The following is a 25,201-nucleotide window of genomic DNA, read 5'->3' as shown; positions in this document are numbered from 1 at the left end:
TTTAAAATGACAAAAAAGGCTCTTTATATATTCAATCCGGAACATGATTTGGCGTTAGCCAGCGGTGAAACAAACTATATGGCACCGGCTTCCGCCCGGCAGATGGCATCTGAATTGGCTTTGTTGCCGATGTGGTATGCAGAAGAGGGAAGTGTTGTATTGGCTCCTTCCGCTTATAATCTCGACTATGTGAAGAAGATACAGGAATTATTAGGACTTTCGGTTGATTTGATGACAGAACCTGAACTTGCTTCGGAGCGGAATTTGGAAATTCGTCCTTGGGGCTGGGATATAGCAATAAGAAAACGACTGTTGGATTTGGGAGTGGAAGAAAGCGAGCTTCCTTCTATTGAGCAATTGGATAAACTGCGTTTCTGTTCCCATCGTTCCTGTGCTGTGGAACTATTACCACAGCTACAACTGGGAGCCTGTTTTTGTGGAGAGTCTTTTTACCTGACGTTTCCCGAAGAATGGAAGTCATTTGTAGAATCACATGATACTTGTTTACTGAAAGCTCCTTTATCCGGTAGCGGAAAAGGGTTGAATTGGTGCAAAGGTGTATATACTCCTTCCATTTCCGGTTGGTGCTCACGCATTGGCAACCAGCAAGGAGGTGTTATTGGCGAACCTCTATATAATAAGGTGGAAGATTTTGCTATGGAATTTCGTTCTTCGGGTAATGGTCGATTTGGCTTTGCCGGATACTCTCAATTCCGTACGGGTGGAAGTGGGGCGTACGAAGGTAATCTGCTGATTTCAGATGCAGCCATCGAACGGAATCTTTCGGAATATATCCCTGTCGAAGAAATTTATAAATTGCGCGACCGCCTTGAACAAGAATTATCCCTCCGTTTCGGAACCATTTATAATGGTTATTTGGGAGTGGATATGATGATCTGTCGCTTTCCAGAATCTCCTGTTTATCGGATTCATCCTTGCGTGGAAATCAACTTGAGGATGAATATGGGAGTAGTAGCGCGTCATATTTATGACCATTATATCTATCCTACTTCAACAGGAGCTTTTCAAATAAGTTATTACCCTACGGAAGGAACAGCCTGGAGAGCACACAAAGAAATGGAGGAGGCTTATCCTTTGGAAATAGAACAAGGAAGAATAAAATCAGGCTATTTGTCATTGGTGCCGGCTCATAAAAAGAGTAGTTATCGGGCGTGGGTGTTTATCTCAAAAAGCGTGTTTTTGTGATATTATATCGAAGTTATGGTTTCTCGGTGTGAAACTGATAGTTTCATGCAGTGAAACCATTGGTTCCACACCGAGAAACAAAAAGTTTCATTGCATGAAACAAGTAATCACATGCCATGTGACTATCGTTCGCCTTACTTGTTATTGTTAATCACTCCATTCCGGAAAACTGGAATGAAGTAGAACTAGATTATTTTGCTGGGAAGTTCATACCAGTATAGGCATGTTTATTTTACTTCTGTACCGCCGCACTTTCGTTTCCGCAACGGTCAATAGCCGTAACTGCGAAATGTTTCTTAGCATTCCAGGGTAGGATAGGAGCATAGATATAACTTGTCTCCCGAACGCCTTGTGCAACAATGTTCTCCGGGCGATTAGTATCTACTGGAAATTCATTTGATGCATAAATGACATACATCGGATTATTACGCGAATCATTGTCGGTAGCAGCCTGCCACTTTAATTCCGTATATCCATTGTTGATATCAGTAACCTTTAGTTCGGACGGAGCCGTAGGCGGAACATTGTCCAGCCAAGGCATAGGAGGCTGTAAAGCTGGATATGCATAGAAATTCTCAGCCAATTCATCGTAGATACCTTGTGTATTTTCCATAAGATATTTCACCCGGTAATGTCCTTCACCTGCCATTTTCTGACTGCGGATGAAGTTCATCTGACGATCAATTTCGTCACGTGTCCATTTACCCTCATCAGGATGAAGAAAATAAATGCCAAGTCCCGGAACCACCTGTCGTCCGTTACTTTGTTCCTGCCAGTCGAGAGCAAAAGGATAGAAATTGTTTCCCTGAAAATACATCATCGGATAAATCTGGTCCATAATCCCTTCTCCTATCCAGCCTTGTGGGTCCTGATAAACGGTAAAGAAAGCATTCCATCCACGGGAAGGATAACGTGATGTATCCCGGTATTTTCCTACCGGACAGGTACTTACCTTTACCCAAGGCTTCATCGCTTTTACATCTTTATATATATAACGTACAATCTCGGAGATATTATCCCGGCGCCACTGATCCAGCGTACGTCCTTTATTATATCGACGGAAATCATATTTATCGGGGAAAAGGGGAGCATTCTCCGGATAACGCAGATAGTCAAAATGTACTCCGTCCACATCATAACCGCTTACGACTTCCCGTACCAGTTTCATCAAATACTCTTTCGTAGCCGGATGCCCTGGGTTGAGGAAATATTCACTTTTGTAAGGGACGCAGATATCTTTCATCCGCTTGGTGACGGACTGACTTCCGAGCGAAGCAACATGTTTCTTATTCCCCAGCGGAATAGTTACCATCCAGGCGTGACATTCCATTCCCCGTTTATGACATTCCTCAACGGCGAAAGCCAGTGGATCATAGCCGGGGTTTCCTCCTGTCTTTCCAGTTAAGATTGAATTGAATGGTTCGATTGCTGAAGGATATAATACATCTCCACGTGTACGGGTTTGAAATAGGACAGTGTTGAAGTTGGCAGCCTTCAACTTATCAAGAATATCTATTAACTCTTCTTTCTGTTTGCGAATTGTTTGGGGAGTTGTTGCACGTGTACGAGGCCAATCCAGTCCGTACACCGCTGTGACCCATGCGGCACGAACTTCATGTTTGGGTTGCGCAACCATTGAGAGGAAAGGAAACAAAAGTGAAAGAATGAAAATATATCGACGCATATTCTTTATTTTTTGTTTTAAATCCCTGCAAAGTTAGTAAAAGTGTCGGTATTGTTGGGCTGTTTCGTGAGATTATGTTACATTTGCCAAGCTAAAAAACGACACGCTATGATTACATTTACTCTATGCCTGCTGGCACTGATAGTAGGCTATTTTACGTACGGACGCCTGATGGAACGCGTCTTTGGTCCTGATGACCGTAAAACACCGGCTCTTACAAAGGCTGATGGAGTGGACTATATTCCATTGCCCACTTGGAAGATTTTCATGATTCAATTTCTTAATATTGCCGGATTAGGTCCTATTTTCGGAGCAATCATGGGAGCGAAATTTGGTAGCTCTTCATACTTGTGGATTGTGTTGGGAAGTATTTTTGCGGGTGCAGTGCATGATTATTTTGCCGGAATGCTTTCTTTGCGTAATGGAGGTGAAAGTCTGCCGGAAATAATAGGACGTTATTTGGGACTGACTACCAAGCAGGTGATGAGAGGATTCACTGTCATTTTAATGATTCTGGTGGGGTCGGTTTTCGTTGCGGGGCCTGCCGGACTGTTGGCAAAACTCACTCCGGAAAGTTTGGATGCTACGTTTTGGATTGTGGTTGTATTCCTCTATTATATTTTGGCGACCCTACTTCCTGTTGATAAAATAATAGGTAAAATATATCCTATATTTGCGGTTGCCTTGTTGTTTATGGCAGTAGGCATTTTGGTGATGCTCTACGTTAACCATCCGGCTTTGCCTGAACTTTGGGATGGTTTGCAAAATACAAATCCCGAAGCAAGTGAGCTTCCTATTTTTCCGATTATGTTTGTGAGTATTGCATGTGGTGCCATTTCGGGTTTTCATGCTACGCAAAGCCCGTTGATGGCACGTTGTATGACCTCGGAACGGCATGGACGTCCGGTGTTTTACGGTGCAATGATTACCGAGGGCATTGTTGCTCTTATTTGGGCTGCTGCCGCTACTTACTTTTTCCATGAAAACGGAATGGAAGAAAGCAATGCTTCCGTTATTGTAGATTCTATAACGAAGGAGTGGCTGGGAGCTGTCGGAGGCGTACTTGCCATTTTGGGAGTGATTGCCGCTCCGATTACTTCGGGTGATACGGCTTTTCGTTCGGCACGTCTGATTGTGGCAGACTTCCTGGGTATGGAACAAAAAAGTATGCGCCGTCGTTTATATATTTGCATTCCGATGTTTGTCCTTGCTATCGGTCTGCTTTTGTATAGCTTGCGTGACGCAAACGGATTTAATATGATATGGCGTTATTTTGCCTGGGCGAATCAGACGCTGGCTGTGTTTACCTTGTGGGCTATAACGGTTTTTCTGGCGGTATCTAAGAAAACTTATATCATCACTTTGATACCGGCACTGTTTATGACATGTGTATGTTCTACTTATATATGTATTGCTCCTGAAGGATTGGGACTTTCACACGCAGTTTCCTATGGCGTTGGTATAACGTGTGTGGTCGTTGCAGTGATTTGGTTCTATATCTGGATGAGCAAGCAAAAAACAAGAAAATTATCAGAATGAAGAAAATAAGAAAATCGACAGGAGTGGCAATTGCATTCCTTATTTATGTTTCGGTAACAGCGGCTTATCTGTTGCCACGTAATACGGAAGTCAGCCAGACAGAGAAAATCCTGACGGTGGCAGGTTCTTATGTCATCGTCTTTCTTCTTTGGCTAGTGCTTCGGAAAAAGGAGCAAATGCGTGAACGCCGCAAAAAAGACGAACAATCTATTCACTTAAAAAAGTAAGTTTATGAAGAAATTAGCTTTGGCTCTTTGCTTATTGGCAGTCTCTTTCACTGCACAGGCGCAATTTGAGAAAGGAACTACGATTATTAATCCTTCATTATCGGGATTGGACTTTTCGTATAGTAAAAATGATAAAGCAAAATTTGGTGTTGGTGCACAAGTCGGTACATTCTTTGCCGAGGGTATTGCCTTGATGGTAAATGCCGGAGCCGATTGGTCGAAACCGATAGACGAGTATACATTAGGTACGGGAGTACGTTTCTATTTCAATAAAACCGGTATCTATTTAGGTGGAGGACTCGACTGGAATCGTTTCCGTTGGAGTGGTGGCAAGCATCAGACTGACTGGGGACTGGGTATTGAAGGCGGATATGCTTTCTTCCTTTCGCGCACGGTAACGATTGAACCTGCTGTTTATTATAAATGGCGTTTCAATGATGGCGATATGTCACGTTTCGGTGTCAAGATAGGATTCGGTTTCTATTTATAAAAGAAATTGATTTTCTCCATATATGAAGCCCTTGCAGAAGTTCAATTCCTGCAAGGGCTTATTTTTGTCTATATGAGTTATTTTTCTATAACTTGGACAACAGAGCAATAGTGACTGCTTATCCCAGTTTTTCTTTCAGGAACTGTCCTGTATAACTTGCTCCGCAAGCGGCAACTTCTTCCGGAGTGCCCACTGCTACAATGTTTCCACCCTTATCTCCACCTTCCGGTCCGAGATCGATTACATAATCGGCACATTTGATGACATCCATATTATGTTCAATGATAACGATACTGTGTCCCCGGCGAATCAGTGCGTCGAAAGCATCCAGAAGTTTGCGAATATCATGGAAATGAAGTCCGGTAGTCGGCTCGTCAAAGATAAACATCGTCGGGTCGGCTTTCTCCTGGCTCAAATAGAATGCCAGTTTGACACGTTGGTTTTCACCACCGGAAAGAGTGGAAGACGATTGTCCTAATTTAATATATTCCAGTCCTACGTCCTGCAAAGGAAGTAACTTCTTCACAATTTTCTTTTGTCCATGTTCGTTAAAGAACTCAACCGCCTGATTGACGGTCATCTCCAACACATCGTGGATGCTTTTATCGTTGAATTTCACTTCCAGTGTATCAGACTTGAACCGTTTTCCGTGACAAGATTCACACTCCAACACTAAGTCTGCCATAAATTGCATTTCTACGGTGATGGTTCCTTCCCCCTTACATTCTTCGCAACGTCCGCCTTCACTGTTGAAACTGAAGAATCCGGGAGTATACCCCATTTGTTTAGCTAGCGGTTGTTCAGACCACAGTTTACGAATTTCGTCGTAGGCTTTGATGTAAGTCACCGGATTAGAACGTGATGATTTACCAATAGGGTTCTGGTCTACAAATTCTACATTCCGCAGGTCGCGCAAACTTCCTCCGATTGAGGAGAACTCTCCCGGACGGTCACTGCATTCATCCAATTCACGTTTCAATGCCCGGAAGAAAATGTCTCTCACCAATGTACTCTTTCCGGAACCGGAAACACCGGTAACGACTGTCATCACATTAAGTGGGATACGTACGTTTACTCCTTTCAGGTTATTCTCACGTGCGCCTTTCAATTCTATATAATTATTCCACGGTCGACGATGCTCCGGAACGGGAATTTCATCTTCTCCCAAAAGATAACGTACCGTGTAGCTGTTACTTCCTTTCTTCAAATCCTTCATATCGCCTTGGTAAACAACCTCTCCCCCCAGACGTCCTGCATTAGGACCTATATCAATAATGTAATCTGCAGCACGGATGATCTCTTCGTCGTGCTCTACCACTACTACCGTATTGCCTAATTGTTGCAGTTGACGCAACACATGGAGCAGACGGTCCGTATCACGACTATGCAGTCCGATACTTGGCTCGTCGAGAATATAAAGGCTACCAACAAGGCTACTTCCCAGTGAAGTTGCCAGATTGATACGCTGACTTTCTCCACCCGATAAAGAATTACTAAGCCGGTTCAAAGTCAGATAGCCCAAACCTACATCAATTAGAAAACGAATCCGGCTATTTATTTCAACCAGGATACGTCGGGATACGTTGCTGTCGTGCTCGTCCAGTTCCAAATGATCGAAGAATTCCTTCAGCTCTGTGATAGGCAAATCTACCAGTTCGGAAATGTTTTTTCCACCCACCCGGACATATCCGGCTTCCGGTTTCAGGCGAGTGCCGTGGCATTTCGGGCAAAGTGTCTTTCCGCGGTAACGTGCCAGCATTACCCGATATTGTATCTTATATTGATTCTCTTCCAGCATCTTGAAGAAATCATTGATGCCATGGAAATATTGATTGCCTTCCCAAAGCAAACGGCGTTGCGCATCTGTCAACTCATAATAGGGAGTGAAAATCGGGAAGTCGAATTTATCCGCATTGTGAATCAGTTCTTCTTTCCATTCACCCATCTTTTCACCTCGCCAGCATACGATAGCACCTTCATATACGGATAAAGAACGATCCGGAACAACTAAATGCTCATCAATACCGATCACTTTACCGAATCCTTCACATACGGGACAAGCACCGATAGGAGAGTTAAATGAAAACATCTGGTCATTCGGCTCTTCAAAGATGATACCGTCTGCTTCGAATTTAGTGCTGAAAGTATGTAACTTTGTGGTTCCGTCTGATAGATAAAAACGCAGCATACAGGTTCCGTCACCTTCATACATAGCTGTTTCGGCAGAATCGGTCAGTCGGCTGATGGCGTCCTTGCTATTGGCAACCGCCATACGGTCCACCAGTAGATATACTTCATCACCTGCCACAGGCGTATATTCATCAATACGCTTCATTTCACCGTTCACTTCGATACGGTTGAACCCTTGTTTTAGGTCTATTTCCAGTTGTTGTTGCAAGGTGCGGTCTTCACGCAGGCGGATAGGTGTCAGTACCGTATATCTTGTACCTTCCGGGTATGAGAGCATGCAGTTGACAATGTCTTCTGTAGAGTGTTTCTTCACCTCTTGTCCGCTGATGGGGCTATACGTTTTCCCTACCCGTGAATATAACAGGCGTAGATATTCGTAAATTTCAGTCGAGGTGCCCACGGTAGAACGGGGATTGCGGCTGTTCACTTTCTGTTCGATAGCAATGGCGGGAGGAATCCCTTTGATAAAGTCGCATTCCGGTTTGCTCATTCGTCCCAGAAACTGGCGCGCATAACTGCTTAGACTTTCCACGTAGCGGCGTTGTCCTTCTGCGTAGAGCGTATCAAAAGCAAGAGATGATTTTCCCGAACCCGATAATCCGGTGATGACAACAAGCTTGTTGCGGGGAATATCTACATCGATGTTTTTTAGGTTGTTGACGCGTGCGCCTTTGATCGAAATATAGTTGTTTTCTGACATAAAATACTCCTTTTTTATGGTAGTCGGCAAAGTTAGCGAATTTATCGGGAGTTTGTATTATCTTTGCGTCACATTATTACGATTTAAGAATATTATGAAGCTGAAAAACTATCTTTTACTTTTAGCTCTTCTTCTGGTGGTAGGAGTGAGGGCGCAGGTGCCATCAGGCAATAAATATCCTAAACGTGAATTCCGTGGAGCGTGGATACAAGCTGTTAACGGTCAGTTTCGTGGCATTCCCACAGAGAGACTGAAACAAATATTGGTTAGTCAGTTGAACTCTCTTCAGGAAGCCGGCATTAACGCAATCATCTTTCAGGTACGCCCTGAAGCGGATGCATTATATGCTTCCCAGCATGAGCCGTGGAGCCGTTTCCTGACAGGAACGCAAGGTCAGACGCCTTCTCCTATGTGGGATCCGATGCAGTTTATGATTGAAGAATGTCAGAAACGGAATATGGAATTTCATGCCTGGATCAATCCTTACCGCGTGAAGACCTCATTAAAGAATAAGTTGGCACCGGAGCATATTTATCACCAGCATCCGGAATGGTTTGTTACTTATGGCGATCAGTTATATTTCGATCCGGCACTTCCTGAAAGCCGGGAGCATATCTGTAAAATTGTGACCGATATTGTGTCTCGTTATGATGTAGATGCTATTCACATGGATGATTATTTCTATCCTTATCCGGTTAATGGATTGGATTTTCCGGATGATGCAAGTTTCGCCCGTTATGGTGGAGGTTTCACCAATAAGGCAGATTGGCGTCGTAGTAATGTGAATGTGTTGATAAAGAAGCTTCACGAAACGATTCGTGGCATCAAGCCATGGGTGAAGTTTGGTATCAGTCCGTTCGGTATTTATCGTAATCAGAAGAGCGATCCGTTGGGAAGTAACACTAATGGTTTGCAGAACTATGATGATCTTTATGCCGATGTACTCCTTTGGGCACGTGAAGGATGGATTGATTATAATATTCCGCAAATTTACTGGGAGATTGGCCACAAAGCTGCCGACTATGAGACACTGGTGAAATGGTGGGCTACTCATTCGGAAAACCGGCCGCTGTTCATTGGTCAGTCGGTGCCAAAGACAGTTCAGTTTGCCGATCCGCAGAATCCTTCTATCAATCAGCTTCCCCGCAAGATGGCTTTGCAACGTGCTTACCAAACAATCGGAGGTAGCTGTCAATGGTATGCAGCAGCTGTTGTTGAGAACCAGGGTAGATATCGCGATGCTTTAATCAGTGAATATCATAAATATCCTGCTTTGATTCCAGTCTTTGATTTTATGGATGATAAAGCTCCGGGCAAGGTACGTAAAATGAAAAAAGTGTGGACAGAAGATGGCTATATCCTTTTTTGGACAGCTCCGAAAGCTGATACAGAGATGGATAAGGCAGTTCAATATGTAGTCTATCGTTTTGACAGTAAAGAAAAGGTGAATTTGGACGATCCTTCTCATATTGTAGCTATCACGCGCAATCCATTCTATAAACTTCCTTATGAAACAGGAAAAACAAAATGCCGTTATGTAGTGACAGCTTTAGATCGCTTGCATAATGAATCCAAGTCTGTGAGTAAGAAGTTGAAACTATAAAGACATAGCATAAACGATAAACGGTGAACACTCTGCAAAATGATAGTGCAGTTTGTTCACCGTTTTTTTTGTTTACTGTTTATGGTATATCGTTCAATCGCTCACTGTTAATAAAGTAGTAACCCTGCAATGCCGCAGCCGATAATCATTAATATCGGATTGGCTTTGTATTTTCTTGTTCCAATGAAAGCGATCAGGAATATAATGATACTGATGACGAATGAATAAGTATCTTCCGTAGGTGAACCGAAATTTTCTACATTCATTAATACCAGTGCAGCGGAAGCGAGTAATCCTACTACTGCCGGGCGCAGCCCGTTGAAGATAGATTCCACTACAGGATGTTTCTGGTACCTTAAAAAGAACTTGCTAATGGTCAGCATCAAGATAAAAGAGGGGAGGACCACTGCAAAAGTTGCAATGATGGAGCCCCAAACACTTCCGGTAGAAGTAAACCCTACATAGGTCGCTGCATTAATGCCGATAGGTCCCGGAGTCATCTGACTGATTGCTACAATATCAGTAAACTCCTGTGAACTCACCCATCCGTAGCGAGTAACCACTTCACCTTGAATCATGGAAAGCATGGCGTACCCACCTCCGAAACCAAAGAGGCCGATTTTGAAAAACGTATAGAATAACTGTAAGTAGATCATATAATTAATGATGATATCACTATAATTTATTTATATAATAAAAGTAGGTATGGATTACACTGCTTTTACGGTAACTCTCCTTTCTTAGCTCTTGACTTTTCTAAGTTTTCCCCACAGGAACCCTCCTACACCGGCAGCAATGATAATCCAGATAGGGGAGAAGCCCAACAGCCAGATTAATAATGCCGAGACAACAGGAATCCACAGATTGTAGCGGTTGATTTTTGCGGATCGTCCCATGGTAAAGGTCGGCGCCGCGATGAGTGCCACCACTGCCGGGCGAATTCCTTTAAAAATACGTTCCACTATCGGATTGTCTTGGAAGCTATGAAAGAACAGGGCGATAGCTAATATAATAATGAAAGACGGCAAAACAGTACCCAATGCTGTGATAATACTTCCCCGGATGCCACGCAGTTTATATCCTATGAAGATAGAAATATTGACTGCCAGAATTCCCGGAGCGGATTGGGAGATAGCCAACAGGTCTATAAAATCTTCCTGCGCAATCCATTTTCGCTTGGTGACAATTTCATTTTCAATCAGTGGCACCATTGCATACCCTCCTCCAATGGTAAAGGCGCCTATTTTAAAAAAGATTCCAAATGCTTCGAGATAAATGTTCATTCTTTCTTTTCTCCTCCTTCCTTACTAGCTGTTTTTTTCTCTTTGCCATACTGACTGGGGCTTACATTAAAATGCTTCTTAAATACTTCACGGAAGTACTTGGCATCACTGAATCCCGTCATTTCTGCAATTTCTGTTATGCTATGTGTGTCTTCTTTTAGTAATTGTACGGCACGTTTCAGACGAATCAGCCGGATATAATCTCCCGGTGCCTGATCGGTTAATGCTCTTAATTTATTGTAAAAACTTGTGCGACTCATTCCCATCAGGCTGCATAACACATCTACCGTCAGAGCCGGATTGTCGATGTTGTCTTCCACATTCTTTTTGACGTTTGCAATAAACTTCCAGTCAATATCCTGTGAACAGTTAATGCAGTCTTCATCATTTTCCTCATCATTCAGATCCAGGTTTGCGTATTTGCTGCGCAAAAGTGCACGATTAGCCAATAGATTGGCCACATTTGCTTTCAATATACCAATGTTGAATGGCTTCACAACGTATTCATCCGCACCAATCTGAAGTCCCGAGAGAATATCTTTCTCATTATTCAAAGCAGTCAGCAGGATGACAGGGATGTGGGAAGTCTCGATATTGTTCTTGATAGCCTGACATAATTCATCACCCCGCATTTCCGGCATCATAATGTCTGAAATAACCAGCTCCGGTTTGTACTCGGGAATAATCGTCAGTGCTTCTTTTCCATTGGAACAAACCTGTACGACATATTCTTCGGATAACGTTTGCGACAGATAGTTGCGCAACTCATCATTATCTTCCACAATTAAGATACGACGATGATTTATGTTCTCTTTCTTCTGCGCGTTTTCGTAAATTTCAGGCGATGAAGACGGAACGTTTTCGATTTCTATACGCTGTTTGCTCGGAGTTGCCAGATGTGCTTTCCGGAAACGCTTGCTATCTTTGGGGAACGTTATTTTGATAACTGATCCTTGGTTTTCGATACTTGACAGATTGATCTTTCCTTTATGCAAACGGACTAACTTCCATACAAGCATCAGACCGATACCGCTTCCCGTTACTTTGGAGTTAATAGCATTGCTGCCGCGGAAATGGAGCTTGAACAACTTCTTTTGTTCGTTAGCCGGAATTCCGATTCCCGTGTCTCTGACTTCCACACTCCATGAATCTGTTGATTCAGAAACGAAAACCTGTACATTCCCATTTTCAGGAGTATATTTCAATGCATTCGAAATGATGTTCTTAAAAATAGACTCCATCTTTTCTTTATCAAACCATACATTCATATACCTGAAATTACTTTCATAAGTGAAATTGATGTGTTTGATGTTGGCGTACTGCTGAAATGCATTGAATATTTCATTCATAAACGTGTTTAGTTCATGCTCTGAAATATATAGCTCGGAAGAATATACGTCCGCTCTCTCAAAGTTGATAAGATTGGTCGTCAGGCGCAACAGGGCATTTACGTTTCGTAATGCCGTATTCATGTTCGAAATACCTTCTTTGCTCAACTCCTCTTTTTCGCGTAGTTCTTCCAAAGGTGCTTTGATAAGTGTCAATGGAGTACGGATATCATGCGCCGTATTGATAAAGAAATGTATTTTCTCGTCAGAGACTTTACGCTGCTTTCTTAAAATCAGGATACGCAATAGAACGATTGCAATGAGACAAAGGAAAGCTGTATAAACCAATACAGCCCAGAATGTCAACCAGAAAGGCTGGGCTATGACAATATCCATACTTCTTTCTTCAAGCATGATGCGTTTGTCTTCATTGGAGATGGCGCGTACTCTTAGCGTATATGTGCCCGGAGCAAGATTGGTGTAACGAATCGTATTCTCCGTTCCGGGTTTGCTCCATTCATCATAGAAACCTTCTAGCCTCCAGGAATAAAGAATGTTGGAAGGATAGTCATAGTTGATAGAAGAAACCTGCAAAGAGAATATATTCTGATTGTATTTTAATTTCAATACCTTTGTATCATTGATACTTGCTTTCAACGGAGAATTCTCATCGCCCGGATAGATTGTCTGATAGAAAAGCTTGAAATCGCTGAAAATCATTTTAGAAGAATAGCCTCTGGGCAATTTCATGTCCTTATCAAATTCCACAGCTCCGTCCGAACTCCCTAAAATAAATTTATTGTTTTTCCGGAGAACACCCGACAGTGCATTGAAATGTGTAGTCATCAATCCCATATCTTTGGTCCAGTTATAGAATTTCTTCTCATTGGGGTAAAAGCTTGTCAGCCCGCTTTCTGTACTCATCAGTATGTCTCTATCGGCATCCGATAATATAGTATAGATATTATTAGATATTAAAGCACAGTTTTCTGTGTGGTAATGAGTGAACAGTTTTTTGTTAATATCATAAATCAAGAGTCCCGATCCGCTGGTACCTATATATAATGATCCATTTTTTGCCTGGTGCAGGGAGTAGATATAACTTGATTCTACCGGAAGTTTTATACGCTCGAATTTACCGGATTCTTTATCTAAAAGACATAGGCCGGTGGCACTACCGATCCACATACTTTTTTCATCCTTCTCAACGATGGCGGTAATGGAATTTAATCCATCATAAAACCGTACTTCCTGCGTCTTCAGATTAATACGCTTGAGGTTGTAGAATTCTCCTGACCAGATATACCCCTGCATATCTGTACGGATATCACGTATATATTTATCCGGCCGCTTGTTTGTATGAGTGTACAAAGGCGGCATGAAATAGCTGACGTTGAATGTCTTTTTATCTATCTGATAAGCACCGGAAGAGTACCCGCCTGCCCAGATAGTTCCGGGAGCCACTTCGCATATAGTAAGAAAGATGTGACTTTTATTACCTTGCGACTCTTCAAAAGCGCTAAGCACCGATCGCCATTGTCCGGTCTTTGAATTGAGAAAACTGATACCATTGTTCGTTGCGAACCATAAATCTCCGTCTCTGTCTTCAATAATGGAGTTCACTTGGTCATTAATTAAAGACTGTTTATTGCCAATAGAGTGTTTAATCCATTTGTAACTGGTATAGCGGTTGTTTTGTATTGTGATTCCGATGGGGTAATTAGCCAGCCATATCCGTTCTTCATCATCCACAAAGATATCATTAATACTGTTACCGTTCATACCATTGTTACTATTGTAATCAGCAACAATATCGGGTACTATTTGATAAGTATCCACATTCATCTTGTGTACTCCTCCGCCATCTGTAGCTATCAATAACTCTTTGTCATTTAGCGGTTTGAATCGTGTGATACTAATATCCTTCAGGTTCTGTTCCGGACGTATAACAGATTTGGTATTCATATCGTAAATCATGATTCCCCGCAGGAAAGTTCCGATGAATAGTTTACGAATCTTTTTGTCGAAATGTAAATCGATGACCTGGGCTTTCACACTCTCCAACTTATCACAATTGATAAGCTCAAGTGCATTATTTTCCAGTTTCGCATAATGGATACCCATTTCCGTACCGATGAAGAAATGCGATTCGTCTATCTGTTCAATGTCTGTGATGTCTTCACTTATATCATTCTTTATATGGGTGACTTGTTGAGTTTCCGTGTTATAGAGGAAGATGGTATCCTTATTACACAGCCAGATGTGTTTGTTCTGGTCGAGCCAGGCATAAGTGACCGGGTCCGGCTGTTTGCTGAAACTTTCCATCGGTAATTTATATACAAGGCTGAAGCAGTCGTGAATCTGGTCATACCGGAATACTTTTCCTTTTTTTCCGATTTCCCATAAGACTCCTTCCTGATCGATATAAAGCCAGTTTAAATTTAACAGAGAGTTCACTTCTACGTCACCATCCATTAACTTATATCGCTTAAACTCTTTTCCATTGTATCGATCAATACCTTCGTGCGTGAGGAACCACATGTATCCGGTTTTATCTTTTTGAATGCAGTATACCCGCCGGTTACTTAACCCATCCTCCACTCCAAGATATCGATACGTCTGCGCGACACAAGTTAGAGGAAACAATAAGATTAGAAAAAGCCATTTTTTCATACAAATAGGACTTTTAAGGGTTATTGAATCTTTTATGAGGGGGAAAGTTTGACAAAATTAAGAAGATTTTCCGATATTACAAAATTTTGGTGAAAGATAACAGCGCTCCAAAAATGAAGAAAACAGACTATTTTATAGCTATTGGTATATACTGTTTGTTTTCGGTGTTTTGGTATCTGCCAAACGCCTTTCGGTAGAGCGGAAAGTTTAATAAAACAAGAGGCTGATACTATTGAAAGTACCAGCCTCTGTAGAGTATAGAAATGATTTATTTCATTTTCGCTTCCACCCACTTGCGAGCATTGACGAACGCTTCTATCCATGGAGTAACCTGATCGCTGTTCTTGCGGTCGGCCGGATAACAACCGTTTTGCCATGGGAAGATTGAACGTTCCAGGTGCGGCATGATAGCCAGATGACGTCCGTCTGCGCTAGCCAGTGCTGCGATAGAATAATCGGAACCGTTCGGGTTGCCCGGATATTCGTCATAGCTGTACTTCGCTACCACATTGTATTTATCTTCGTCATATGGTAAAGAGAACTTACCTTCTCCGTGAGCTACCCAGATACCCAGTTTGCTTCCACTCAAAGAGCCGAACATCACACTGCGGTTAGTCGGGATAGTAAGGCCGAGGAAGCGTGATTCGAACTTGTGCGAATTGTTATGCAACATTTTGCCTTTCTTCTTCAGTTCCGGGTTGATAAGGTCGAGTTCCATCATCAGCTGGCAACCGTTGCAGACACCTAATGACAATGTATCTTCGCGTGCATAGTATTTATCCAATGCTTCTTTAGCTTTCGGGTTGAACAGGAATGCGCCTGCCCATCCTTTAGCAGAACCCAATACATCGGAATTAGAGAAACCGCCACAGTAAACGATCATGTTTACATCTTCCAGTGTCTCGCGTCCGCTGATGAGGTCGGTCATCGTCACGTCTTTCACGTCGAAACCTGCCAGGTAGAGTGAGTAAGCCATTTCGCGTTCACCGTTCGTACCTTTCTCACGGATGATAGCTGCACGGATACCGCTTGGAGTGCGACGATCCGGAGTGATACCATATTGAGAAAGCTTACCTTTGAATTCCGGCATGAAAGCAAATTCAAGAGGCTGCATCTTGTAGTTCTCGAAACGTGCTTTAGCACAACCGTTCATAGATTGTTTTCGGTCGAGCAGGTAAGAAGAAGAATACCACACATCTCGCATATAATCGATACCGAATTGGTAAGTAGCTCCATCTTTAGATACTAGAATGTGACGTTCGTCAGTCGGTTTACCCAACTTCATATAGCCTACGCCGGCATCTTCCAGAATCTTCTTCACTTCATCCTTATGCTTGTCGCTGATCTGGATAACGATACCCGGATTTTCAGCAAACAGAATCTTAACGATATCCTGTTCCTTCATCTTGTCGAGGCTGATTTCCATACCGCCTTCTACATTAGAGAAGCACATTTCGAGCAATGTCGTAATTAAACCACCGGCAGAAATATCGTGTCCTGCAAGGATCAGGCCTTTGTTGATAAGTTCCTGTACGGCAAGGAAAGCATCGCGGAAATATTCGGCATCTTGTACGCAAGGTACTTCGTCACCAACTTTACCCAGAGATTGTGCGAAAGCCGAACCACCCAGTTTCAGTTCATCGAAGCTGAAATCAATATGATAAAGCGTAGTCTTTTCATTGTTAACCAATACCGGAGATACCACTTTCTTTACGTCGGAAACTTCACCACCGGCAGAAACAATCACAGTTCCCGGAGAAATCACTTTCTCACCGTTCGGATACTTCTGTGTCATAGACAGAGAGTCTTTTCCGGTAGGAACATTGATCTGCAGTGCGCAGCAGAAATCGCTCAATGCTTTGACAGCTGTGTAAAGACGGGCATCTTCACCTTCTTGAGAGCGGCAAGGCCACATCCAGTTGGCAGACAGTGAAATACTGTCCATACCTTCTGCCATTGGAGCCCAAACCAGATTGGTCAGCGCTTCGGATACAGAAAGAATAGAGCCGGCAGCCGGATCTGCTAATGCTGCTTGCGGAGCATGTCCGATAGAGGTAGCGATACCTTTTTCGCCACGGTAGTCGAGTGCTACGACACCACAGTCACTCAACGGCAACTGAAGTTCACCCTGGCATTGCTGACGAGCCACTTTACCTGTTACCGAGCGGTCTACCTTATTTGTCAACCAGTCTTTGCAGGCTACAGCTTCAAGCTGCAATACATTTGTCAGATATTCATGTAGTTTAGACAATTCGTATTTCGGCATTTCGTAATGACGTTCCACTGTTTTGTCTATCATATATGTCTTGGGAGAAGAACCGAACATCTGTTCTACGGCAAGGTCGAACGGACGTACACCGTCAGCCTGTTGGAAAGCGAAGCGATGATCGCCGGTTGTTTCACCGACTACGTACATCGGAGCGCGTTCGCGTTCGGCAATCTTACGTACATGTTCAATGGCTTCTTCTTTAATCAACAGACCCATACGTTCCTGACTCTCGTTAGCGATGATTTCTTTAGCAGACAAAGTCTTGTCACCGATAGGCAACTTGCTCATGTCAATCACTCCGCCACATTCTTCCACAAGTTCGGACAGGCAGTTTACGTGTCCGGCAGAACCGTGGTCATGAATAGAAACCACCGGATTCACCTCTTCTTCGCAAAGAGCGCGTACGACGTTGTTGGCACGTTTCTGCATTTCTGCATTGGCACGTTGCACGGCGTTCAACTCGATACCGCTGCTGTAACGACCGGTATCAACAGAAGATACGGAACCGCCACCCAGTCCGATACGGTAGTTGTCACCACCGATTACTACCACTTTGTTTCCAGCTTCCGGTGTGCCTTTCAGGCAGTCACGTTGTGTACCGTAACCAACACCACCGGCAAGCATGATTACTTTGTCGTAACCATAAACTTCTTTGTTTTCCGTATGTTCGAAAGTCAGTACCGAACCGCAGATCAGCGGCTGGCCGAACTTGTTACCGAAATCGGAAGCACCATTGGATGCTTTGATTAGAATCTGTTCCGGAGTCTGGTATAACCATTTGCGTACCGGAAGAATCTCTTCCCATTCGCGTCCTTCTTCTGTGCGCGGGTAAGAAGTCATATAGACAGCAGTACCTGCAATCGGCCATGAACCTTTACCACCACCCATACGGTCGCGGATTTCACCACCCGTACCGGTAGAAGCACCATTGAACGGTTCTACAGTAGTAGGGAAGTTATGAGTTTCCGCTTTCAGTGAGATAACACTTTTGATGTCCTTTACCTGGAAGAAATCAGGTTTTGAATGATCTGCCGGAGCAAACTGTTCCACAACCGGACCTTCAGCGAAGGCTACGTTATCTTTATAAGCAGAGATTATTTTATTCGGATTTTCCTGTGTCGTCTTTTTAATCATTTGGAACAGAGAAGATTCCTGTTCTACGCCGTCGATAATAAACGTTCCGCCGAAAATTTTGTGGCGGCAGTGTTCGGAGTTGATTTGTGCGAAACCAAATACTTCAGAGTCTGTCAGCTTCCGTCCGAGGTCCTTTTCTACTTTCTTCAGGTAGTCCATTTCTTCTTTAGAAAGAGCCAAACCTTCTTTTTCGTTGTACACTTCGAGATCTTCGATATAGATGATCGGCTCCGGCTGACGGTTTGTTGTGAATACGTTTTGGTCGAGTCCTTTGTACATGCGTTGGAGCATCGGGTCGTAATCGGCATTTTCGTCCTTAACAGGGAAGTACTCTTCGATGCGGCTTATGCCTTCGAGCCCCATGTTCTGGGTGATTTCTACTGCGTTTGTACTCCAGGGAGTGATCATTTCGCGGCGTGGGCCAACGAAACAGCCTTTCAGGTTTTCTTCACTTTCCATCACGGCTTCGCCAAAAAGCCAGCAGAGTTTATTACTTTCGTCAGGGGTGAGCTGATGGTTGCTCTCTACGGCAATCACGCTCTTGGAAGGGGTTCTGAAAAAAAGAATCATGTTGTATATTTACGATTTTACGATTTACGATTTTACGATTGAAGTTCCTGCAGGAGAAACTCTTCTCTTTTTCTGTGGCGCAAAGATAATCAATTTCGTTGGTGGTAGGAAAAAAATAGAGAATAAATTCCTATACCTTATTTAATATGTTTATTTTCGATGTACGTTTTACTTATTATCGCTATATATAGTGATTCTTGTGTGGAAAAAACGTTAATATACTATCCCCATATCACAAAAAAGTGCGATATTTGCGACATGATTCAGATAGAGACAATATTCGATATATTAGTGAAAGGCTTTATTATTGGCGTTGTTGTGTCCGCACCCCTCGGTCCGGTGGGCGTATTATGCATCCAGAGGACTTTGAATAAAGGGCGTTGGTATGGATTTGTAACAGGTCTGGGAGCCTCTTTGAGCGATATAGCATACGCTTTGCTCACCGGCTACGGGATGAGCTTTGTGTTCGATTATATTAATAAGAATATTTTCTATCTGCAATTATTGGGGAGCATCATGCTACTCCTTTTTGGTATATATACCTTTCGTAGCAACCCGGTGCAGTCCATTCGTCCGGCTTCCTCCAGCAAAGGTTCTTATTTCCATAACTTTATTACCGCATTTTTCGTCACTCTCTCCAATCCCTTGATAATCTTCCTGTTTATCGGACTTTTCGCCCGTTTTGCTTTTGTGCAGCCGGGAGTTCTGGTGTTCGAAGAAATCACAGGCTATGTTGCTATTGCTATAGGGGCATTGACCTGGTGGTTGGGGATTACTTACTTTGTGAACAAAGTGCGCACTAAATTCAACTTGCGTGGTATCTGGATACTGAATCGTGTTGTAGGAAGTATTGTAATGCTGGTATCCCTTGCCGGACTGATTTTTACTTTGTTGGGAGAATCACTTTATTAGGAGATAACTTATGAATCAGATAGCACAACAACTGAAAGAGAAGAATATTGCCGAGTACCTTATATATATGTGGCAAGAGGAAGACTTGATCCGCGCCAATCATTGTGAACCGGAAGAGATGGAGGCAAATATAATTACCCGTTATCCGGCAGATCAGCAGCCTGCCATGAGAGAATGGTATACCAATCTGATTACGATGATGAGTGAGGAAGGAGTACGGGAAAAAGGCCATTTGCAGATTAATAAGAATGTGATTATCAATCTGACAGAGTTGCATAACGCATTGGCTTCTTCTCCTAAATTTCCTTTTTACAGTGCCGCTTATTTCAAGGCATTGCCGTTTATAGTAGAATTACGGAATAAAAACGGTAAGAAAGAGCCCGAATTGGAGACCTGTTTTGAGGCATTGTATGGAGTACTCCTGCTTCGTCTTCAAAAAAAGCCTATCAGTGAAGGTACTGCTAAGGCAGTGGAAGCTATCACTAGTTTCCTTTCTATGTTGGCAAACTATTATGATAAAGACCGTAAAGGTGAATTAAAACTGGATGAATAAATGAGAATTTTGGTAACGGGTGCCAACGGTCAGCTTGGCAATGAGATGCAGGTGCTTGCAAAAGAGAACCCGCAACATACGTATTATTTCACAGATGTAGAAGAACTAAACATCTGTGACAAGCAAGCCGTTTGGGCTTATATCGCAGAGAAGCGGATTGAGCTTGTCGTGAACTGTGCCGCTTATACGGCCGTAGATAAAGCGGAAGATAATTCGGAACTAGCCTATCAATTGAATTGCGAAGCACCGAAACAATTGGCAAGTGCGGCACAATTCAATGGAGCCGCTATGATACAGGTATCTACCGACTATGTTTTTGATGGTACTGCACACACTCCGTATACGGAGGATTGCGATCCTTGTCCGGACTCTGTATATGGCACCACCAAACTGGAAGGAGAATATGACGTGATGAATTATTGCGAGAAAGCAGTCGTAATCCGTACTGCATGGCTTTATTCCATCTTCGGCAATAATTTTGTGAAGACAATGATCCGTCTTGGAAAAGAGCGTGACAGTCTGGGAGTTGTTTTCGACCAGATCGGAACCCCGACTTATGCCAATGACCTAGCACGTGCTATCTATACCATTATTAATAAAGGTATAGTCCGCGGCATCTACCATTTCAGCAATGAAGGCGTTTGTTCCTGGTATGATTTCACAGTGGCTATTCATCGCCTGGCGGGAATAACCTCCTGCAAAGTGAAACCTCTGCATACAGCTGAATATCCTGCAAAGGCCAACCGTCCGGCATACTCCGTACTTGATAAAACAAAAATAAAAACAACATTCGGCATCGAAATCCCCCATTGGGAGGAAAGTCTCCAACGATGCCTGGAGAAATTGGAAATTAAAAATTGAGAGTTGAGAAATAAAAAAGAAACCACTTTGAGTATCATTTTTTAATTTTCAATTTTCAATTCTCAATTTAACAACTATGGCAGATAATACAGAAATTTTGAGACGGCGAACGTTCGCCATTATTGCGCATCCGGATGCCGGTAAGACATCATTGACGGAAAAGCTATTGCTTTTCGGTGGTCAGATACAGGTAGCAGGTGCTGTAAAGAGTAATAAGATAAAAAAGACGGCTACGTCCGACTGGATGGAAATCGAGAAACAACGTGGTATTTCGGTAACGACTTCCGTGATGGAATTCGACTATCGAGATTATAAAATCAACATTCTCGATACTCCGGGTCACCAGGACTTTGCCGAAGACACATACCGTACGCTGACTGCTGTGGACAGCGTTATCATCGTTGTAGACGGTGCGAAAGGTGTGGAAACGCAGACGCGTAAACTGATGGAGGTATGCCGCATGAGAAAGACTCCGGTAATTATCTTCGTCAACAAAATGGACCGTGAAGGAAAAGACCCGTTCGACTTGCTTGATGAACTCGAAGAAGAACTGATGATTCAGGTTCGTCCCTTATCCTGGCCGATAGAGCAGGGAGCACGTTTCAAAGGAGTATACAACATCTACGAACAGAAACTGGACTTATACCAGCCATCCAAACAGATGGTAACAGAAAAAGTGGCAGTCGATATTCATACGGAAGAACTGGATCAGCAGATTGGCAAGCCATTGGCAGACAAACTGCGTGGTGATCTGGAACTGATCGAAGGCGTTTATCCCGAATTTGATTCGGAATCCTATCTCGCAGGAGACTGTGCACCGGTATTCTTCGGATCAGCGTTGAACAACTTCGGTGTGCAAGAGCTGCTGAACTGTTTCGTGGAGATAGCTCCCAGTCCTCGTCCTGTACAGGCAGAAGAGCGTGAAGTGAACCCCGATGAACCGAAATTCACCGGATTCATCTTTAAGATTACAGCCAATATTGATCCCAACCACCGTTCTTGTGTGGCATTCTGTAAGATTTGCTCCGGCAAGTTTGTCCGCAATGCTCCTTATGTGCACGTTCGTCATGGAAAGACCATGCGTTTTTCATCGCCCACCCAATTTATGGCACAGCGTAAAACAACGATTGACGAAGCCTATGCAGGAGATATTATCGGTCTGCCGGATAATGGTACCTTTAAGATTGGCGATACGCTGACAGAAGGTGAAATGCTTCATTTCCGCGGATTACCGAGCTTCTCACCGGAGATGTTCAAGTATATCGAAAATGCCGATCCGATGAAACAGAAACAGTTGGCGAAAGGTATCGACCAGTTGATGGATGAAGGTGTGGCACAGTTGTTTGTCAATCAGTTCAATGGCCGTAAGATTATTGGTACGGTGGGACAGTTGCAGTTTGAGGTCATTCAGTACCGTTTGTTGAATGAATACAATGCGTCCTGTCGTTGGGAACCGGTAAGTCTTTATAAGGCCTGCTGGGTAGAAAGCGATGATCCCGCAGAACTGGAAGCCTTCAAGAAACGTAAATACCAGTATATGGCAAAGGATAGAGAAGGGCGCGATGTGTTCCTGGCAGACTCCGGTTATGTACTTCAGATGGCGCAGATGGACTTTAAACACATCAAATTCCACTTTACAAGTGAGTTTTAAAATATATTCCGTTGATTTTTAACTAAAAAATCAGGTAAAAAAAGGAAAAACATATCTCATATAAATGAGTGAATAGAAATGAAGACACTATCCTGGGATAAAATTCAGCAAGGGGATGAAGAGGCATTCCGGCAGCTTTATGAGCAATATGCAGATTTACTGTATGGATATGGCATGAAGATAGCCGGTGATGAGACTTTGGTAACCGAGGCGATACAGTCGTTGTTTGTTTACATCTTTGAGAAAAGAGAAACTTGCGCGGCCCCTCAATCCATACCCGCTTACTTATGTGTCTCGTTGAGACACATGATAGTGAACGAACTGAAAAAAGAGAATAGTGGCTCATTAAAATCACTGGATGAAGTAGGCACAAACGAATATCAGTTTGATCTGGAGATCGATATTGAAACTGCTATTATCCGTTCAGAGTTAGAAAAAGAACAGCTGGAAGTTTTGCAGAAAGAGCTGAACAATTTGACGAAGCAACAGCGGGAGGTATTGTATCTTAAGTACTATAAGAAGATGAGTCCGGAAGAAATAGCCCAGGTGATGGGACTCACTTCACGTACGGTTTACAATACTACTCATATGGCTATCTCCAGTTTGCGGGAGCGTATGAGCAAATCTTTCTTGTTGTTGGTAGCAGCTAATTTGTGGATTTTTAATTGAGGTGTGAGATATGGAAAAGTGGACAGAATCTTTAGATAAATACTTAGAAGAAGGAAAACTTCCTCTGGTTGGCGAAATCTTTTCTCGTAAAAAAGAAATAGGTGATAAGCTGAAGTTGCAACGTGAGGAGAGCCATAAGATCGCCTTAAGCCGGAGAAGAAAACAAGGTGCGGGGAGAAGTTTCTCTTTCTCATGGGGAGTGGCAGCGGCAGTTGTCCTTCTTTTGGGGATAGGCGGTTACCTCCTGGCAGAAGAAAAGGTGGTGACTGATAACACTGCTATGAACTATGAATTGCCGGATGGCAGTACTGTGCAGGTGATGGAAAATTCCCGCCTGACTTACAATCATATCACATGGCTTTGGGAGCGCAAATTGCAACTATTGGGTAAAGCCTCTTTTAACGTAACCAAAGGCAAGACATTCACGGTCCGTACAGAAGCCGGCGACGTAACCGTACTGGGAACGAAATTCCTCATCGATCAGCAAGGAAAGAAGATGACCGTCAACTGTGAGGAAGGAAGTGTGAAAGTCGAGACTGCTGTAGGTAAGCATACATTGCTTGCCGGGGAAAGCGTGCATTGCGATGAGAACAAGATTGTGCCGGTAGAGAAAAAGGCAGAAGAATCGGAGTTCCCCGAGGTGTTGGGGTATGAAGACGATCCGCTGATAAATGTAGTGGCAGATATTGAACACATATTTAAGGTAACAGTCGTCGGGCACGAGAAGTGCGAAGGGCTGACCTACAACGGGACGGTTTTGACGAAAGACCTGAACGCCACGCTGGAAAAAGTCTTCGGCTCGTGTGGAATCAGTTATCAAATTCGAGGGAAAGAAATTATTTTGCAATAAAAAAAGCCTCTTCTGGATAGTCAGGAGAGGCTTTTTTGTTTTTCTTCAAATTTTCTTCATTTTTTCTTGGTAAAAAACAAATGGATGCTTCTCTTTCTAATATAAGAGCTATTTAATGATGTTTGAAAAAAACGGTAGAATTGATTAGAAGATTAAATGTTGTAGAAGGAATTATCCGGTCATCTTCCTTATAGGAATAAAGGCCGGAGCTCAAAACAAACAATAGAAAGCCTTGTAGGGAATTACAAGCTAAATTCAGAACAAACAATAGAATGCTTTGTAGGAAATACAAACTAGACTCAAAACAAACAATATTTCGAAAAGAATACAAACTAAGGCTCAAAGCAAACAATAGGCAGTGGGCAGATGAAAAATTCCTGCCAGAGACGTAGGTCAGAAATGGTTCCCTCGCCAGGGTTATATGAGCTTTAGAAGGCTTGTTTTTCCCGATCAAACAAGTTGGCTTAAAAGGGTTTTTCAACTAGACTGCTACGCTAATTAAAAGAATGAAAGCCGTGATGGCGCATGAGAGGTTTAACAAGACCGGTTTTTATCTGGTAATTTAATAGGTTAAGAAGAGGGTATGAAACCAGATGAGGGCTAAACCGGTTTATCATTGAGTATTTTTATTTAATAATTGTTTTATCAGAGTGTGAGAGAAAGTTGAGGGGCTTTCTCTCACATTTTTTTTGTAATAAGTTTCTGCTCATAAATGCTCTGATTATCAATCAGAGAAATGACAGTTTTATACATTATATTCCTTTCTTAATTTATTTTATAATAAAAATTTGGTATTTTCGAACGCTTTT

Annotated in this window: 17 protein-coding genes; 11 read left to right on the top strand and 6 right to left on the bottom strand. The window is 42.9% G+C overall.

Features of this window, described 5'->3' with window-relative positions; genetic code table 11:
* Nucleotides 1-6 precede the first annotated feature (6 nt).
* The gene (locus NQ505_RS24440) at nucleotides 7-1,206 is read left to right on the top strand and encodes a hypothetical protein (protein WP_008999780.1); all 1,200 of its coding nucleotides are present in this window, start codon (nucleotides 7-9) and stop codon (nucleotides 1,204-1,206) included.
* A 232-nt stretch (nucleotides 1,207-1,438) separates the two neighbouring features.
* On the opposite strand, the gene NQ505_RS24435 is transcribed toward NQ505_RS24440, so the two are convergent.
* Complete coding sequence (locus NQ505_RS24435) at nucleotides 1,439-2,890, bottom strand: glycoside hydrolase family 10 protein (protein ID WP_008999781.1); 1,452 nt, start codon at nucleotides 2,888-2,890, stop codon at nucleotides 1,439-1,441.
* A 108-nt stretch (nucleotides 2,891-2,998) separates the two neighbouring features.
* Here NQ505_RS24435 and NQ505_RS24430 point away from each other — a divergent pair, with 108 nt between their 5' ends.
* From NQ505_RS24430 to NQ505_RS24420, 3 genes are read left to right on the top strand one after another with little or no spacing between them, the layout of a single operon-like run.
* Complete coding sequence (locus NQ505_RS24430) at nucleotides 2,999-4,429, top strand: carbon starvation protein A (RefSeq protein ID WP_008999782.1); 1,431 nt, start codon at nucleotides 2,999-3,001, stop codon at nucleotides 4,427-4,429.
* Nucleotides 4,426-4,656 carry a hypothetical protein gene (locus NQ505_RS24425; protein WP_008999783.1) on the top strand — a complete coding sequence of 77 codons (231 nt, stop codon included), beginning with the start codon at nucleotides 4,426-4,428 and terminating at the stop codon, nucleotides 4,654-4,656. Before NQ505_RS24430 ends, NQ505_RS24425 begins: the two co-directional genes overlap by 4 nt.
* A gap of 4 nt (nucleotides 4,657-4,660) precedes the next feature.
* On the top strand, nucleotides 4,661-5,146 hold the full coding sequence (locus tag NQ505_RS24420) for an outer membrane beta-barrel protein (RefSeq protein WP_008999784.1): 486 nt from the start codon (nucleotides 4,661-4,663) through the stop codon (nucleotides 5,144-5,146).
* Between the two features lie 118 nt (nucleotides 5,147-5,264).
* Here NQ505_RS24420 and uvrA read toward each other — a convergent pair whose 3' ends face one another.
* A complete protein-coding gene (uvrA, locus tag NQ505_RS24415; protein WP_008999785.1) occupies nucleotides 5,265-8,036 on the bottom strand; it encodes an excinuclease ABC subunit UvrA in 2,772 nt (923 codons plus the stop codon).
* A gap of 16 nt (nucleotides 8,037-8,052) precedes the next feature.
* Here uvrA and NQ505_RS24410 point away from each other — a divergent pair, with 16 nt between their 5' ends.
* Nucleotides 8,053-9,639: a glycoside hydrolase family 10 protein gene (locus NQ505_RS24410; RefSeq protein ID WP_008999786.1), complete on the top strand. Its 1,587-nt coding sequence runs from the start codon at nucleotides 8,053-8,055 to the stop codon at nucleotides 9,637-9,639.
* Between the two features lie 107 nt (nucleotides 9,640-9,746).
* Here the strand turns inward: NQ505_RS24410 and NQ505_RS24405 are convergent, their stop codons facing one another.
* From NQ505_RS24405 to purL, 4 genes are all read right to left on the bottom strand, one after another.
* Nucleotides 9,747-10,295: a chromate transporter gene (locus tag NQ505_RS24405; RefSeq protein WP_008999787.1), complete on the bottom strand. Its 549-nt coding sequence runs from the start codon at nucleotides 10,293-10,295 to the stop codon at nucleotides 9,747-9,749.
* An 84-nt stretch (nucleotides 10,296-10,379) separates the two neighbouring features.
* On the bottom strand, nucleotides 10,380-10,922 hold the full coding sequence (locus tag NQ505_RS24400) for a chromate transporter (RefSeq protein WP_008999788.1): 543 nt from the start codon (nucleotides 10,920-10,922) through the stop codon (nucleotides 10,380-10,382).
* Nucleotides 10,919-14,923, bottom strand: coding sequence for a response regulator (locus tag NQ505_RS24395; RefSeq protein WP_008999789.1), 4,005 nt, complete (start codon nucleotides 14,921-14,923; stop codon nucleotides 10,919-10,921). Before NQ505_RS24395 ends, NQ505_RS24400 begins: the two co-directional genes overlap by 4 nt.
* A 268-nt stretch (nucleotides 14,924-15,191) precedes the next feature.
* A complete protein-coding gene (purL, locus tag NQ505_RS24390; protein WP_008999790.1) occupies nucleotides 15,192-18,896 on the bottom strand; it encodes a phosphoribosylformylglycinamidine synthase in 3,705 nt (1,234 codons plus the stop codon).
* A gap of 258 nt (nucleotides 18,897-19,154) precedes the next feature.
* Here purL and NQ505_RS24385 point away from each other — a divergent pair, with 258 nt between their 5' ends.
* The 6 genes from NQ505_RS24385 (at nucleotide 19,155) to NQ505_RS24360 (ending at nucleotide 24,392) form a co-directional block, all read left to right on the top strand.
* Nucleotides 19,155-19,808 carry a LysE family translocator gene (locus NQ505_RS24385; RefSeq protein ID WP_008774798.1) on the top strand — a complete coding sequence of 218 codons (654 nt, stop codon included), beginning with the start codon at nucleotides 19,155-19,157 and terminating at the stop codon, nucleotides 19,806-19,808.
* Between the two features lie 10 nt (nucleotides 19,809-19,818).
* Complete coding sequence (locus NQ505_RS24380) at nucleotides 19,819-20,361, top strand: DUF4924 family protein (RefSeq protein WP_008999791.1); 543 nt, start codon at nucleotides 19,819-19,821, stop codon at nucleotides 20,359-20,361.
* A complete protein-coding gene (gene rfbD, locus NQ505_RS24375) occupies nucleotides 20,362-21,222 on the top strand; it encodes a dTDP-4-dehydrorhamnose reductase (RefSeq protein WP_008999792.1) in 861 nt (286 codons plus the stop codon).
* Nucleotides 21,223-21,298: 76 nt separating this feature from the next.
* Nucleotides 21,299-22,873 (top strand): peptide chain release factor 3, encoded by a 1,575-nt coding sequence (locus NQ505_RS24370; protein WP_008025990.1) that lies wholly within the window; start codon nucleotides 21,299-21,301, stop codon nucleotides 22,871-22,873.
* Between the two features lie 78 nt (nucleotides 22,874-22,951).
* Nucleotides 22,952-23,542: an RNA polymerase sigma factor gene (locus NQ505_RS24365; RefSeq protein ID WP_008999793.1), complete on the top strand. Its 591-nt coding sequence runs from the start codon at nucleotides 22,952-22,954 to the stop codon at nucleotides 23,540-23,542.
* A gap of 10 nt (nucleotides 23,543-23,552) precedes the next feature.
* The gene (locus tag NQ505_RS24360) at nucleotides 23,553-24,392 is read left to right on the top strand and encodes a FecR family protein (protein WP_008999794.1); all 840 of its coding nucleotides are present in this window, start codon (nucleotides 23,553-23,555) and stop codon (nucleotides 24,390-24,392) included.
* Nucleotides 24,393-25,201 lie beyond the last annotated feature (809 nt).

Source organism: Bacteroides sp. D2 (assembly GCF_025147085.1).
Taxonomy (GTDB): domain Bacteria; phylum Bacteroidota; class Bacteroidia; order Bacteroidales; family Bacteroidaceae; genus Bacteroides.
This window is presented reverse-complemented; position numbering and strand designations above follow the sequence as displayed.

Bases quoted from the DNA above. Each gene is read 5' to 3' on its own strand.
- NQ505_RS24440 (WP_008999780.1), top strand. From the start codon at position 7: ATGACAAAAAAGGCTCTTTATATATTCAATCCGGAACATGATTTGGCG.
- NQ505_RS24435 (WP_008999781.1), bottom strand. From the start codon at position 2,890: ATGCGTCGATATATTTTCATTCTTTCACTTTTGTTTCCTTTCCTCTCA.
- NQ505_RS24430 (WP_008999782.1), top strand. From the start codon at position 2,999: ATGATTACATTTACTCTATGCCTGCTGGCACTGATAGTAGGCTATTTT.
- NQ505_RS24425 (WP_008999783.1), top strand. From the start codon at position 4,426: ATGAAGAAAATAAGAAAATCGACAGGAGTGGCAATTGCATTCCTTATT.
- NQ505_RS24420 (WP_008999784.1), top strand. From the start codon at position 4,661: ATGAAGAAATTAGCTTTGGCTCTTTGCTTATTGGCAGTCTCTTTCACT.
- uvrA (WP_008999785.1), bottom strand. From the start codon at position 8,036: ATGTCAGAAAACAACTATATTTCGATCAAAGGCGCACGCGTCAACAAC.
- NQ505_RS24410 (WP_008999786.1), top strand. From the start codon at position 8,053: ATGGTAGTCGGCAAAGTTAGCGAATTTATCGGGAGTTTGTATTATCTT.
- NQ505_RS24405 (WP_008999787.1), bottom strand. From the start codon at position 10,295: ATGATCTACTTACAGTTATTCTATACGTTTTTCAAAATCGGCCTCTTT.
- NQ505_RS24400 (WP_008999788.1), bottom strand. From the start codon at position 10,922: ATGAACATTTATCTCGAAGCATTTGGAATCTTTTTTAAAATAGGCGCC.
- NQ505_RS24395 (WP_008999789.1), bottom strand. From the start codon at position 14,923: ATGAAAAAATGGCTTTTTCTAATCTTATTGTTTCCTCTAACTTGTGTC.
- purL (WP_008999790.1), bottom strand. From the start codon at position 18,896: ATGATTCTTTTTTTCAGAACCCCTTCCAAGAGCGTGATTGCCGTAGAG.
- NQ505_RS24385 (WP_008774798.1), top strand. From the start codon at position 19,155: ATGATTCAGATAGAGACAATATTCGATATATTAGTGAAAGGCTTTATT.
- NQ505_RS24380 (WP_008999791.1), top strand. From the start codon at position 19,819: ATGAATCAGATAGCACAACAACTGAAAGAGAAGAATATTGCCGAGTAC.
- rfbD (WP_008999792.1), top strand. From the start codon at position 20,362: ATGAGAATTTTGGTAACGGGTGCCAACGGTCAGCTTGGCAATGAGATG.
- NQ505_RS24370 (WP_008025990.1), top strand. From the start codon at position 21,299: ATGGCAGATAATACAGAAATTTTGAGACGGCGAACGTTCGCCATTATT.
- NQ505_RS24365 (WP_008999793.1), top strand. From the start codon at position 22,952: ATGAAGACACTATCCTGGGATAAAATTCAGCAAGGGGATGAAGAGGCA.
- NQ505_RS24360 (WP_008999794.1), top strand. From the start codon at position 23,553: ATGGAAAAGTGGACAGAATCTTTAGATAAATACTTAGAAGAAGGAAAA.